We start from the raw sequence: 12,649 nt of genomic DNA on the forward strand, positions 1-12,649 counted from the left end.
AATGAGCTTTTTTCTAAAATATAGTAAGATTTCCTTTTTTGTGTTTTTTATTTTGCAAATCATCGTTGCCTGTAAAGAAGAGGATAAGTTTGATTTTAACCAACATAATAAAGCGGCTCTGACAACCTTTTCGGCAGAATCGATAACAAAAAATGAAGCGCTATTTGTCGGTAAAGTAAATACCATTAATGGCGCAAAATTATCGGAGATAGGATTTTTATACAGCGCAACTTCCAACCCAAGTAATGGGGGTGGCGATGTCGTTTATCTGAGGGATAATCTGGATACGGGGCGGTTTGTATTGCCAGTTGATAAATTACAACCAGGTACAGTTTATTATTACTGTGCCTATGCTAGAAATAGTCATGGAACAGCTTATGGAGAGCTATTGACTTTACGTACCGAAAGTGCTTACGTAGCGAAATTAGAAACCCGAGAGGCAACAAATGTGACACGTACAACAGCCGATGTTGGAGGGAGTGTTACCGACAGCGGGGGGCATCCGATTTCGCGTCAAGGAATTTGTTTTAGCATGCGCACGAATATGCCTTCTGTTAATGATGCTTTCGTGGAGGTTGATTCCAACAACAAGGAAAGTGTATTTACCTTGAAAATTCCTAAGTTGGCTGCTGGGACGCGATATTATGCACGTGCTTATGCCATAACTAAAGCGGGTACGGGCTATGGACCGATAATAACCTTTACTACTGCTGCACCTATTGTTGCAAGTGAAATTTCAACAAGTGTAGCAACTACTATTACTAATAATTCTGCGCTAGTCGGAGGTACAATAAATGAAGATAATGGTGCACCAATTACTGCTAGGGGCATTGTGTATAGCGAAAGTAGTAACAATCCGCTTATTGGGACTTCCTCTATTTTAAACATAGGTGTGGGAACGGGAGCTTTCTCTTCGTCCATGACCAACTTAAAGGTGAACACGACTTATTATTATAGAGTTTTTGCAACGAATGCGGCAGGAACAAGTTATGGTAATGTGCTATCTTTTAAAACATTGATGCCTAGCTTACCTTCCAGTATGACAACCAATCAACCAACAAATATTATGATGTCTACCGCTACTGTAGGCGGTTCTGTAAGTAATGCTGGAGGTGGTATTATTTTGGAACGTGGCGTTGTGTATAGCGCAACAAGCACGCAGCCGACACTTGAGAATGCAATTATCGCTGCTATGGGGACTGGGACTGGATCTTTTTCAAACGTTATTGCTGGATTAAAAACCAATACACTTTATTATGTGCGTAGCTATGCTCGAAATGAAGCAGGTGTCGCTTACGGAACTGTTACATATTTTACCACAAGACTGCCAAGCTTACCAGGGGGGCTAACGACCTATAATGCTTCGTCAATTACTTCTTCTTCCGCATGGTTAAGCGGCGCCGTAAGTAACGATGGAGGAGGAACGATTAATGCTCGTGGTATTGTTTATAGTAGCCAAACGAGTAGTCCTACAATAGACAATAGTATGGTTGTAAACGTGGGGACAGGAACGGGCTCTATTAGTGCAACTATAAATTCCCTTTCTGGTAACACGACGTATTATGCACGTACATTTGCGACTAATGAGGCAGGTACGGCATATGGCGCCTTAATTTCATTCACGACACAAAGAGGTGCTAGCACGCCAGTTGCGGTAAGTACGTATTCGACTACCAGTATTAGTGGTACTTCTGCGATACTCAATGGAAATGTAGCCGATGATGGCGGTAGTACATTGATAGAAAAGGGTTTTGTGTATAGCAGTACAACTGCGTCGCCCACGGTATCTTCTGGTATTAAAACTGTTGTATCAGGTAGTGGAACAGGAACTATGTATAAAAGCATAACCGGTTTGTCTAGATTTACCAGCTATTATGTACGCGCTTATGCGACAAATGCTTATGGCACGACATACGGCTCGATATCCTCATTTTATATAAATTGATAAGAGATTGCTTCGATACTGATTTTTTTATTGGAATATGTCTGCAAAGAAGTTGGTAGAAATGTATAATTAGGGTGTAACTATCGTTTTAGGTTGGACGAATCAAAGAATACTATTCTCCCTAATAATAAACTATTGCATATACACTATACCGTCATAATAGGTTTTACGGTACAACTAAAAGTCACAAACTTTAGGAGACTTTTGTTTGTACTGTAGAATTTATATGGCTAGCTATTCCTTAGTTAAGCGTGGTCTTGGAAATATAAAAACCGTAAGCTTCAGTATTACCCTCCTTAATTTCATTTAGGCACGTCAATAATTTTGTGCATGATAAACATAAAAGCAAACCCAGAGGTTTGCTTTTATGTTACGTCCTTTATTTACGTAAAATATTTCATTTTTTAATATAATGACCTATGATAGGAGGGCTTTATCTCTCTTTGTTTTCTTTGATAAGTTACGCCATGTGCTTATTGAAAGAGGGGAGGTCGGTAGCTAAGGATGAGAAAAAATCTAAATCAGCTTGCTCTACGACGATGATAGCCTTTTGTAAGACGTTTTCACCCGGAGGAGTTAAGTTAATTGTTTTCGCTCGGGTGTCTGTTTCGTGTTCTTTTCTGCTCACAAACCCTTTATCTACTAAGGTGCGCAACACTTTAGATACCATCATTCTGTCTGTATTACTTTGGTTGGCGATATCAATTTGAGTGACGGCATCACTTTTTTTTGAAAGCCAACCCAAGGCTGCTAATAACACAAATTGTGTTTGAGTCAAATCCAGCGGATCCAAAAACTTTTTTAGCTTATGCTGCCAACGTGTTGTCACCTGCCCAAGCAAATAACGGGACTAATGATTTTTAGTTAAGTATAAATCCTGCTAGGAAGCTTATTTACAGCCAGGTATCAACTAGGTTTTTATGTGTATTAACCCAAGCTTTGGCAGCAACTTGTTTGTCGGAATAATCTTGCATAAATGCCAATAGTTCGGCCATCACTTTATCTTCAAAATGTATTTTTGAAAAGAATAAAGCAAGATCTGGATGAGCCGTTTTGAAGCTTTTGCGCGCGTAGGTTTTGATTTTTTCGGCATCACCATAAGACTTTTTAGGGTCTTTTAAAAACTTCAATTCCATACGACCAAACATCCAGTGTGGTTGCCAGCCCGCTACAGCAATCCAGCGTTCTTCCTTTATTGCATTTTGCAATTCTGTAATCATGGCAATGGTCGAGGAGTTCATCTGATTATAATTCAGTTTATAATTTTCAATAGCTCGATCCGTAGCTACAGTAATCCCAGCACCTTTTTCGATACCGATAATACTTTTACCGAATTTATCTTGATGGGCATTGAGCTCTGCAATGGAATTTATGGTCACATATGCCGGAACGACCATTCCAATTTGTGCATTGTCGTAACTTGTACCTAACTCCATCAAATCGGAGAATTTCTTAATCTTTACACCATGCGTATGGGGTAGCCATACATCCATAAACAAATCAGTATCCTCATTATGCATAGATGCCAGAATCATATCCGTTGATGCTTTTTGGATAATGACGTGATAGCCTTTTTCATCCAAAATAGCTTTTGCTATATGCGTCATGGCTACACCTTCGGCCCAGCCATCTACCATACCAATGGTTATATATTTCGAATTCTTACTGCCCGAACAAGCCATCAAATTGACTATTGTTACGAAGAGTAAAGCTTTGAAAGTTATTTTAATTTTATACATGCTTATTGTTTTTTCTTTACAAATCCCTGGGTGATACGGTCTAAAATAATTGCTAAAATCACCACGGAAAGACCACTTTCGAAGCCTAAGCCGATATCTAGGTTGTTTATTCCTTCCAATACTTTTTCGCCCAAACCTCCTGCAGCAATCATTCCAGCAATAACGACCATCGATAGCGATAGGAGTATGGTTTGGTTAACACCTGCCAAAATGGTTTGCGTAGCTAGAGGTAGCTCTACTTTAAAAAGTATTTGTCTATTCGTTGCTCCATAAGCACGCGCTGCCTCAACAATATCCTTGGGAACAGCGTTAATACCTAAAGTCGTTAGACGAACTGCTGGAGGCATCGCAAAAATTATCGTTGCGAATGCTCCTGGAACTTTACCAATACTGAAAAAAAGTACAGCGGGTATTAAGTATACGAAAGCCGGCATGGTTTGCATCAAATCCAGTAATGGGCGTATAAATTTGCTGGCCATTTTACTTTTTGCAGCCCAGATTCCCAAAGGGATAGACAAAACCAATGCCGTTAGGGTGGATACAAATATCAACGCTAAAGTTTCCATTGTCTCCTTCCAAAATCCCATTAAGTATATTAGGGTTAATCCCAAAATTGTAGCCACAGCAACTCCTTTTCCTGCCTTCCACCACGCTAAAGCGGTAAACAATCCGATGATAACAAAAAATGGAACGGATGTTAACACCCATTCTATACCGAGTACAGATGAGTTTCCTGTATGTTTTATTACGTCGAAAACAGGTTTCATATGAACCGTTAACCAATTTATGGCTACTTCGATATATTGTCCTATATTGATAATTTTTTCCATATTATTGATTATTTGCTTTTTCTTTTAATTCAATGATTTCTTGTTTGTTATATTTCGTAGATTCAATAATCAAAGAAGTCTGCGAAATAATACCTAAAAGTTTGTTTTTATCGTCTACCACTGCAATCGGGGATCGGTTCTCGGAAGTCAACGGAAGCATTTCTTCAACGGTAGTCTCTTTGGCAACTGTTGGTACACTACTGTGAATGATGGCTTCGACGGTAGGTTCTTTACGTTTTGCCGATTGAATAACTTCATTTAGCGTTACAAAGCCTAAGAACGTATGGTTTATATTGACAACAGGCAGTATTTCTATGCCTGTAGCACGCATTTTCCGTAAAGCACCTTCTGGACCATCTTTACGGAACATCACCACCGTTGGTTTCTCAAACATGAGAGAGCCAGCGGTGATAATAGCCTTGCGATCTACTTTTTCCACGAAAGCTTTTACATAATCACTTGCTGGGTTTGTGAGAATCTCTTCAGCGGAGCCTATTTGTTCAATCACACCATCTTTCATAATGACGATGCGGTCACCTAGTTTGATGGCCTCATCCAAGTCGTGCGTAATAAATACAATGGTTTTACGTAAAGAGTCTTGCAATTCCAAAAGCTGATCTTGCATTTCGGACTTGATAAGCGGATCTAATGCTGAAAAGGCTTCGTCCATCAGCAGAATCTCAGGGGCATTGGCTAATGCTCTAGCAAGCCCTACGCGTTGTTGCATACCTCCTGATAGCTGCGATGGATATTGCTGTTCGAAACCATTTAACCCGACAATATTTAAGGCTTCTTGCGCTTTAGTTTCACGGCTTATTTTATCTTCACCACGTATTTCCAAACCAAAAGCAGCATTGCTTAGAACGGTGTGGTGTGGTAGCAGACCAAACTTCTGAAATACCATACTCATCTCTGTACGACGTACTTCGAGCAGCTGTTTATTGTTTTTATCTGTGATGTTATCATCATTAATGAAGACTTTTCCTGCGGTAGGTTCATTCAATCGGTTTAAACATCGCAATAAGGTCGATTTACCTGAACCCGAGAGCCCCATAATGACGAAAAATTCGCCTTCATAAATTTCAAAATTGGCTTTATTGACACCGATTGTAGAGCCTGTTTTTTCCAAGATTTCTTTTTTAGAAAACCCGTCGTCGAGCATCTGTAAGGCTTTTTCTTTCTGTTTACCAAAAACAATGGTCAGATCTTCCACCTTAATTTTCACTTTTCTGTTATTTTCCATATTAAAAATAGTATCCAATATTTATATTAAAACGCATATCCCATTTTGCTTTTTCAGCACCATGCGCAAATGCGTTATTCCATTCTGGACCTAACCAAGGCTGGTTTTTGCCTGCGGCGAAGTCAACATAGGTGACCAAGTTTCCAGAAGTCACCATTACGCCCGTCACATTCATCTGCGAAGCTTTAAAGCCGGTATTTGGCTTATGCATATAACCATAATCATTATAAGCTCGCAGCTCAGTAATTGGTTTCCAACTCACCGGAATTTTATACGAAACACCAAGGGTGTAAACGTCAGATTTTGCAGCAACTAAATAGGGAGCCCCATAGGCTGCTAAGGCAATGACATCTTTGGATTCATCCGTAGGAGACTTTGGATTGTATTTATAGTAGGTGTATTGTGCTTTTACACCAAGACGATCGTACTCCATCGTGTAATGGAGAGCCGCAGCATAGTGATTGCCTGTATTTTGCGTATCTAGGTTATAAAGCCCCCCATATTGTACCGATAGACCTATGTGTTGTTTGAGCCTGTTTTCTTCGAATTTAACGTTAGCTTTTGCATTCACTTGATTTATCTTTTTGTTCCTAAATGATAAATTACCGTCTCCATTGAGGTCAATCGAACCGACATCATAGGCATAACGATTCGGTTATAAATCGCTGTCGTTTCCAAAATCAAGCTCTTCGGCATTTTTGAAAAAAGCGACAGTGTAGTCTATTTTATCACCGATGTGTGTATAGCTAATGCCCATATCGTGGTTATCCTCTAGGCCGAGGTAATAATTCAAACTCATGAAAAAGGAATTTGAATTAAAAGGAGCATTTCCAAAAGGGATTTTTATTAAGCCTATTTGCAGTTTGTCTTTTGGATTTAAGTCATAGCCAATGGCACCATGTTTTAGCATACCTCCTCCAAAGCTATTAGCATAAAAACGATACTCAGCGTCTAAATCAAGCCCTTTATAGGCTGCTTTCGCATTAAGGCGAAAGACGTCATATCCAAAATCGCCACCCCGTTTTTTTTGTTCGGGTTTCCACGACGAATAATTGTAATTAAATCGTAGGGCACCGCCTATATGTAGTTGCGGTTGTTCCTGCGCTTGAACACAAGCGCTTAAAAAAAGGAACAAAATTGACCAAAGAACTGGTTTTTTCTTATTCATTTTTATTTTTTTTAATAAATATTACTCTTGAAAACTGACAGATAAGATGTCAAAAGACTTCACCTAAAATTGGGCGAATGAAAAAAATGCCGATAAGCATTAAAAGAGCATTATTTAATTGAGCTACATTTCAAAAAGGGCTGGTTAAGTACTCTTTTTGTATTTTGTTTAGTAGCTAAATCCGTAAATGATGGTACAAAGATACGAAAAATTAATTAAAGGTAAAAATTTAAGTCTTTTTGATACTAATGAGCTATAAAATTCACCAATAAGTAATGTTTACAGGTTTTACTCCTGTATTTTTTGTTTTTTAATTTGAAAATTGCTTATAGTTAGGGTGTTAATCGTAAGTGATCTCATTTTTTTTATAGTTTGTATTTTTAGCAGTTGATACATAAAAATGAGGTAGTAGTATGTATTCAATACTCGTTCTAAAAGGACAAAGATTTATTAATTATGTATCGACTTGTTGAATGTAAAAGGTAATCAATGACAATTTCGGAGGAAATCATAATTTTCATTGAATTACAAGGCAAATTGACAACAGTGGTTTTGGATTGTCCATTTTTTTAGCCCCTTAAAGGCGTTTTCTATTTAACTGTAAGCGCAAACCGGAAAGGTTTGCACTTATAGTACCTTGCTTTTTAAAAGGCGTATTTATCTGTTTTTTCTATGTACTTGAAGATCATATTTACTTCGTCTTTTAAAACCTTTTGGTTTGCAAAAGAGCGACTTTTATGCTTCTTTGTTTTCTTCGATAAGTTGCGCCATGTGCTTATTGAAAGAGGGGAGGTCGGTAGTTAAGGATGAGAAAAAATCTAAATCAGCTTGCTCTACGACGATGATAGCCTTTTGTAAGACGTTTTCACCCGGAGGAGTTAAGTTAATTGTTTTCGCTCTGGTGTCTGTTTCGTGTTCTTTTCGGCTCACAAACCCTTTATCTACTAAGGTGCGCAACACTTTAGATACCATCATTCTGTCTGTATTACTTTGGTTGGCGATATCAATTTGAGTGACGGCATCACTTTTTTTTGAAAGCCAACCCAAGGCTGCTAATAACACAAATTGTGTTTGTGTCAAATCCAGCGGATCCAAAACCTTTTTTAGTTTACGCTGCCAAAGCATGGTCACCTGCCCAAGCAAATAACCTGGGCTATCCTTTGGGCTTTTAAAATGAAAATTAATCTCTTTAGCCATATCTAACGTTGAAGCATGTGTTGCGCTATTAAATCAAAATCGTGTTTCACAATTTCAAAAAATCCGAAACGAAAGGGGTATCCCCAGCTTTGTTTGTTTTGAATAAAGGCTAAATTACTAATTAATGGTAGAATAGATACGTCGTGAGTATGCAAAAACTCGATTTTTCGCCTTGATGGGCAAAAATCTTCTGAAACCTGAAACGTATATATATCATTATCTACCACTTCCCCCAAAGCTGTAAATTCCTGACATTTTTCAGCCTTGCCCATCGTTTGTTTACCCGAATAGTAAATGATGAAGTCTCCTTTTTTCATTCTCTTTAATGGGGCTACTTTTCCATGACAAGCCTGTGCTATGCCTTCTGCAATACCGGTTTTTACATGGTCTTTTGAGGCTACGATGATCCAATATTTCGTATCGCTGTCTTTCACCATTTTATGCTGTTTCTAAAAATGTAAGCTTATAGCCATCGAGGTCTTTAACATGAAATGCCCTGCCAAAAGGTGTTTCAATAATTGGGCCCGTTGTCGTGACTCCATTAGCGATAAATTTATCTTTTAATACCTCTACATTTTCGTCAACAGCAAACCAAAGGGCCACACCAATCCCGAGCTCTTTACCTTCAATGGGTTCCAAAGGCGTACGAATAGCAAAGCTAGCCTCTCCTTGATTATACTTGAAAATGTAGGCTTGCGGATTACTATTCCCTATTTCAAAGCCTAATTTTTTTTCATAGAAGTCTTTTGATGCTTCTAAGTTTTTTACCTGTAGTGATGCAAATGTCAATGCTCTCATATCGAATATAATTTATTGTTGCTGCAAATATAGTAATCGCGACAACAATATTCAAATTGTTGAATGTTTTTATTTCACCATGCTATTAAAAAGACGCTTATACATCTGATTAATTTTAAGTATCTGACTTCTTTTTTTAGTAGAAGTCCCTTTGTAGTTTGTTTTAATTCATAAAAAAACAAATTAGGTGTAGCATAAAGTGTGGTACGAACGTTCTGAATTTAACTAACACTTATTATCTATATAAATCATGAAGTATATTTATCTATTACTTACATTATGCATGTTTTCTGCTTGTTCGAAGGAGGAAGGTTATGGCCTTTATAAGTTGAAAGACGGGCAGGAGGTAGAGTTGCTAATCAGTCATCGCTATGATGCTATGGGAGATCTTCCTTTGCTAGCAGCCCAAAAAGCATATCCTGGATTGTCTTTAGCAGGATTTGATAGTAGAGAACCAGGCTTTAACTACCTTGTGAAAGCAAAAATGGTGGTATACTCAGGTCCTGTGATGATGGATGGTGGCCCTAGTGATCATCTTAATTTTGTCAAGGTAATTAGTAAAGAAAAGTATGCCGGTAATGAGTCTTTTGAACTTTCGCTTGTTCGTTCCATTGTTCCGGGACCAAATTTTGTAACTCTTTATAAAGAAGGTGATCTTTATTTCTATATAACAGCTTTTGGTTCTAAAATTCAGCTTAGCTACACAGATGTACAAGTAGGAGAGCAGTTGGCGGAAATATGGGAATTTAATAAGAATAATTTCAGTTATAACAATGCGCCAAGTATACCATCTAAATGGAAGTCCATTGTAGCAACTGTCACGCATGACCCAGAAAACTTTGGAAAAGCATATTTGGTATCCCAATTGAAGCTTACTAAATAGAAGAAATCTATGCTATCCGTAAATCATCTTGGTTTCGGTGCTTGCTTGGGTAAAAAGAGAGACGCTAAAGGGAAACCTTTAAGCGTCTTTCTTTTTAGTAAGCTTTTAGAAGACTATACTAAAAGATATTCAAAGTTAATTTCCGTTGGAGGGCCTACGGGTTTTGAATCTCGGATAACTATTTATTTACCATGTGCCGCATCGGATACGGTCTTCCACTCTGTCCAGCTTTGTAAACGAGCTTCATAGCCATCTTTTACCGCTGGGTAAGCAATTTTGCCTAGCAATAAACGCAAAGGAGGGTTTGCTGCATCAATCAACGTCAATACCGCTGCAGCTGTCGCTTGAGGTTCTCCAAACGCCTCTGGCGAAGCGCCTTCAAAAAAAGCTTTCTTAAGCGGATTGTAGATTTCCATCGATTCCGTATGGAAAGAAGAAGCGCCAGCCCAATCGGTCGCATAACCGTTCGGTTCTATCAAAGAGACGTTTATACCAAAGGCTTTGACCTCTGTAGCTAATGTTTCTGACAAACCTTCCACTGCAAATTTTGATGCTGTGTATAAGCCTAATACGGGAAGGGCAACCAATCCGAGGTAGCTAGAAACCTGTATAATATGTCCGCTTTTTTGATTTCTCATAATCGGCAAGACTGCCTGCGTCATCCATAGTAAACCGAAGAAATTAGTCTCAAATTGATCCCTAGCTTCTTGTGCACTCGTCTCCTCGATGGTTCCAAATAAACCATAACCCGCGTTGTTAATGAGCACATCAATTTTTCCAAAATGTTGCGCTACCTGTTGCACCGCTGCAAAACAATCTTCACGATTGTTTACATCGAGTTGTATCGGCAAAACAGCCTCTCCATATTTTTCGACTAAGTCTGTCAAACTTTTTAGGTCACGTGCAGTGGCTGCAACTTTATCGCCACGCTGTAATAAGGCTTCAGCCCAAATTTTTCCAAAACCGCGTGAAGCGCCTGTGATTAATACGATTTTACTCATCTTGATTTTATTTTTTATTGTTGATAGTATTTTTTTGTAATAAGTGCCGCTGGCAATCCGACCAGAAACATGTGCCAAGCGATGCTTGTAAGCGCGAGACCCAAGTTGAATGGGGCTGGAGCTATTAAAGTTGCAGGGATAATGAGCAAATTCATCACAACCCAAAAGGCAAAGCCATAGAGTAAACCTGCTAATGCAGGATATTTACGAAGGAAGCTGACTTTTGGATACGCATAAAAATAGACTAGGGCGATGATGAAGGATGTCAGTAGGTGGATGCCAATGCCAACAACTATTTTGGAAATGCTACTATCGAAAGCCTGTTCTCCATATAGCGAGCTCGCGATAAACTGTATTACCTGCGTAGGTGTCATTTTAAACCAAGCGTAAAATACTGCGGAGGCTGCTATGTTGTCTAAAATAGCGATTACCACCGTAGAAAGCCCGATTGTTTGCAAGGCAGAAAGCCCTGAATTGTTTCTTTGTTTTGTCATGATAGCTAAAATTTTAATTTATGACCTTTCGGTCATTTGTTGTTCAAAATTTTTTACTCCTCGTTTGTTTTGATAAATACAAGCATGCGTGCAATTTTACCATCACGAAATAGAAAAATATCTTCGCCAGCGATGGTGTCGCCCAATTTCCAAACGGCCTTTGCGGCATGTTTAAGTAAAATAATATCTGCTGTAAGGACGAACTTAGCACCTGGTGCTTGTTCGTGAATTTGGTCTATGGTTCTGTTAAAATCAATAATTCCGAAGTTCTCAAAATGAGTATCCGTGATGTGAAAATCTGTCGTGTAGGTTTTCTTCATCTGGATTAGGCGTGCTTGCGAATTGTCGGTATTGAGTATTTCAAAGTGGTTTTAACGAGTTCAGTTATCTGCTGTGTTAGTTCTTGGTCTACTTCTTTGGTTTGTGCAAAAGACGCTGATGTTATGAATCCGCATAAAACGGTCCAAAGAGCGACTCCTTTTTTTAGTTTACTGATTGTATTTAATGTTTTCATATAATGACTTATTGAATCAATTATCTTTTTATTAAAATGACCGAAAGGTCATTTTTTGGCTAAAAAAAATTAGACGAGCTGTGCTGTTATCATTTTTTTTAGCGCCTTTGAAACCAAATTAACTTTCGTATTGTTACCGGCCACCCGACTAATAATAATTCCCCCTTCAAGCATCGCAAACATAATGGTCGCAAACTCTTTATAATTCAAAGAAGCTTTAAATTCACCCTTCTGAATACCCTCTTGTAGGAGTTCGGCAAGAAGCTGTTGGGCATATTCAATCCTGCTGTGTACCTTCTTCTTAATAACAGGGTTGGTATCGTCGGCCTCCATCCCAAAATTAATCATGGGGCAGCCTCCTTCTACAGGGGGATTGATGACATCGGCAAAAACATCAATAAATGCAAATAACTTGCCTTTCATCGTTTTGTGAGTGCTTAGTTTCGCTAGAACTTTTTTTCCTAGCATATCCATATTGTAATCTATGGCCGCTAATGCCAGCACTTCTTTATTTTCAAAATGCACATACAAGCTTCCTTTAGACAGTTTTGTAGCCTGCATAATATCGCTCATTGCAGTTGCCTCTACTCCTTTTATATTGAAAATAGGTGCTGCTTTCTCGATTATAAACTGTCTTGTTTGTTCGCCTTTAGACATCTCTAAAATTAATTACGCAACAAATATATGACCGATTGGTCAGCTATGCAAGGAGCTATTCGGAAATTAACATTTTTCAGACAAATAGCAGGGTAATGATTCAACCTTTACAGGACGATAATTAGCTAACAGGAATAAAGGAGGATACATGCGGAATAGGAAGCTTAAACTTTACACTTT

General features: G+C 38.5%; 15 protein-coding genes. 2 read left to right on the forward strand and 13 right to left on the reverse strand.

The genetic code is table 11. The annotated features are described in order from the left end of the window. The first annotated feature begins 1 nt into the window (after position 1). Positions 2-1,945 carry a hypothetical protein gene (locus WH223_RS16140; protein WP_340048796.1) on the forward strand — a complete coding sequence of 648 codons (1,944 nt, stop codon included), beginning with the start codon at positions 2-4 and terminating at the stop codon, positions 1,943-1,945. A gap of 460 nt (positions 1,946-2,405) precedes the next feature. Here WH223_RS16140 and WH223_RS16145 read toward each other — a convergent pair whose 3' ends face one another. The 9 genes from WH223_RS16145 to WH223_RS16185 form a co-directional block, all read right to left on the reverse strand. Continuing rightward, positions 2,406-2,774 carry a MarR family winged helix-turn-helix transcriptional regulator gene (locus tag WH223_RS16145; RefSeq protein ID WP_340048798.1) on the reverse strand — a complete coding sequence of 123 codons (369 nt, stop codon included), beginning with the start codon at positions 2,772-2,774 and terminating at the stop codon, positions 2,406-2,408. Between the two features lie 64 nt (positions 2,775-2,838). Further along, entirely contained in the window at positions 2,839-3,684 is an 846-nt protein-coding gene (locus tag WH223_RS16150; RefSeq protein WP_340048800.1) for a glycine betaine ABC transporter substrate-binding protein, read from the reverse strand. 2 nt (positions 3,685-3,686) lie between these two features. Then, complete coding sequence (locus tag WH223_RS16155) at positions 3,687-4,514, reverse strand: ABC transporter permease (RefSeq protein ID WP_340048802.1); 828 nt, start codon at positions 4,512-4,514, stop codon at positions 3,687-3,689. A 1-nt stretch (position 4,515) separates the two neighbouring features. Further along, positions 4,516-5,757 carry a quaternary amine ABC transporter ATP-binding protein gene (locus WH223_RS16160; protein ID WP_340048804.1) on the reverse strand — a complete coding sequence of 414 codons (1,242 nt, stop codon included), beginning with the start codon at positions 5,755-5,757 and terminating at the stop codon, positions 4,516-4,518. Between the two features lies 1 nt (position 5,758). Further along, entirely contained in the window at positions 5,759-6,328 is a 570-nt protein-coding gene (locus tag WH223_RS16165) for a hypothetical protein (protein ID WP_340048806.1), read from the reverse strand. Between the two features lie 84 nt (positions 6,329-6,412). Then, positions 6,413-6,925 (reverse strand): hypothetical protein, encoded by a 513-nt coding sequence (locus WH223_RS16170; protein WP_340048807.1) that lies wholly within the window; start codon positions 6,923-6,925, stop codon positions 6,413-6,415. A 735-nt stretch (positions 6,926-7,660) separates the two neighbouring features. Next, positions 7,661-8,122 carry a MarR family winged helix-turn-helix transcriptional regulator gene (locus WH223_RS16175; protein WP_340048808.1) on the reverse strand — a complete coding sequence of 154 codons (462 nt, stop codon included), beginning with the start codon at positions 8,120-8,122 and terminating at the stop codon, positions 7,661-7,663. A gap of 2 nt (positions 8,123-8,124) precedes the next feature. Next, positions 8,125-8,559: an EVE domain-containing protein gene (locus WH223_RS16180; protein ID WP_340048809.1), complete on the reverse strand. Its 435-nt coding sequence runs from the start codon at positions 8,557-8,559 to the stop codon at positions 8,125-8,127. Between the two features lies 1 nt (position 8,560). Then, on the reverse strand, positions 8,561-8,920 hold the full coding sequence (locus WH223_RS16185; protein WP_340048810.1) for a VOC family protein: 360 nt from the start codon (positions 8,918-8,920) through the stop codon (positions 8,561-8,563). A gap of 250 nt (positions 8,921-9,170) precedes the next feature. Here WH223_RS16185 and WH223_RS16190 point away from each other — a divergent pair, with 250 nt between their 5' ends. Further along, on the forward strand, positions 9,171-9,803 hold the full coding sequence (locus WH223_RS16190) for a hypothetical protein (protein ID WP_340048811.1): 633 nt from the start codon (positions 9,171-9,173) through the stop codon (positions 9,801-9,803). A 182-nt stretch (positions 9,804-9,985) separates the two neighbouring features. Here WH223_RS16190 and WH223_RS16195 read toward each other — a convergent pair whose 3' ends face one another. The 4 genes from WH223_RS16195 to WH223_RS16210 form a co-directional block, all read right to left on the reverse strand. After that, on the reverse strand, positions 9,986-10,804 hold the full coding sequence (locus tag WH223_RS16195; RefSeq protein WP_340048812.1) for an SDR family NAD(P)-dependent oxidoreductase: 819 nt from the start codon (positions 10,802-10,804) through the stop codon (positions 9,986-9,988). Positions 10,805-10,818: 14 nt separating this feature from the next. Further along, positions 10,819-11,298 (reverse strand): hypothetical protein, encoded by a 480-nt coding sequence (locus WH223_RS16200; protein WP_340048813.1) that lies wholly within the window; start codon positions 11,296-11,298, stop codon positions 10,819-10,821. A 53-nt stretch (positions 11,299-11,351) separates the two neighbouring features. Further along, complete coding sequence (locus WH223_RS16205) at positions 11,352-11,618, reverse strand: hypothetical protein (protein WP_340048814.1); 267 nt, start codon at positions 11,616-11,618, stop codon at positions 11,352-11,354. A 263-nt stretch (positions 11,619-11,881) separates the two neighbouring features. Next, entirely contained in the window at positions 11,882-12,469 is a 588-nt protein-coding gene (locus tag WH223_RS16210) for a TetR/AcrR family transcriptional regulator (RefSeq protein ID WP_340048815.1), read from the reverse strand. Positions 12,470-12,649 lie beyond the last annotated feature (180 nt).

This window comes from Sphingobacterium sp. MYb382 (assembly GCF_037572665.1).
Taxonomy (GTDB): domain Bacteria; phylum Bacteroidota; class Bacteroidia; order Sphingobacteriales; family Sphingobacteriaceae; genus Sphingobacterium.

Excerpts from the sequence above, each read along its gene's own strand:
- WH223_RS16140 (WP_340048796.1), top strand. The coding sequence starts at position 2 with ATGAGCTTTTTTCTAAAATATAGTAAGATTTCCTTTTTTGTGTTTTTT.
- WH223_RS16150 (WP_340048800.1), bottom strand. The coding sequence starts at position 3,684 with ATGTATAAAATTAAAATAACTTTCAAAGCTTTACTCTTCGTAACAATA.
- WH223_RS16155 (WP_340048802.1), bottom strand. The coding sequence starts at position 4,514 with ATGGAAAAAATTATCAATATAGGACAATATATCGAAGTAGCCATAAAT.
- WH223_RS16160 (WP_340048804.1), bottom strand. The coding sequence starts at position 5,757 with ATGGAAAATAACAGAAAAGTGAAAATTAAGGTGGAAGATCTGACCATT.
- WH223_RS16170 (WP_340048807.1), bottom strand. The coding sequence starts at position 6,925 with ATGAATAAGAAAAAACCAGTTCTTTGGTCAATTTTGTTCCTTTTTTTA.
- WH223_RS16175 (WP_340048808.1), bottom strand. The coding sequence starts at position 8,122 with ATGGCTAAAGAGATTAATTTTCATTTTAAAAGCCCAAAGGATAGCCCA.
- WH223_RS16180 (WP_340048809.1), bottom strand. The coding sequence starts at position 8,559 with ATGGTGAAAGACAGCGATACGAAATATTGGATCATCGTAGCCTCAAAA.
- WH223_RS16185 (WP_340048810.1), bottom strand. The coding sequence starts at position 8,920 with ATGAGAGCATTGACATTTGCATCACTACAGGTAAAAAACTTAGAAGCA.
- WH223_RS16190 (WP_340048811.1), top strand. The coding sequence starts at position 9,171 with ATGAAGTATATTTATCTATTACTTACATTATGCATGTTTTCTGCTTGT.
- WH223_RS16195 (WP_340048812.1), bottom strand. The coding sequence starts at position 10,804 with ATGAGTAAAATCGTATTAATCACAGGCGCTTCACGCGGTTTTGGAAAA.
- WH223_RS16200 (WP_340048813.1), bottom strand. The coding sequence starts at position 11,298 with ATGACAAAACAAAGAAACAATTCAGGGCTTTCTGCCTTGCAAACAATC.
- WH223_RS16205 (WP_340048814.1), bottom strand. The coding sequence starts at position 11,618 with ATGAAGAAAACCTACACGACAGATTTTCACATCACGGATACTCATTTT.
- WH223_RS16210 (WP_340048815.1), bottom strand. The coding sequence starts at position 12,469 with ATGTCTAAAGGCGAACAAACAAGACAGTTTATAATCGAGAAAGCAGCA.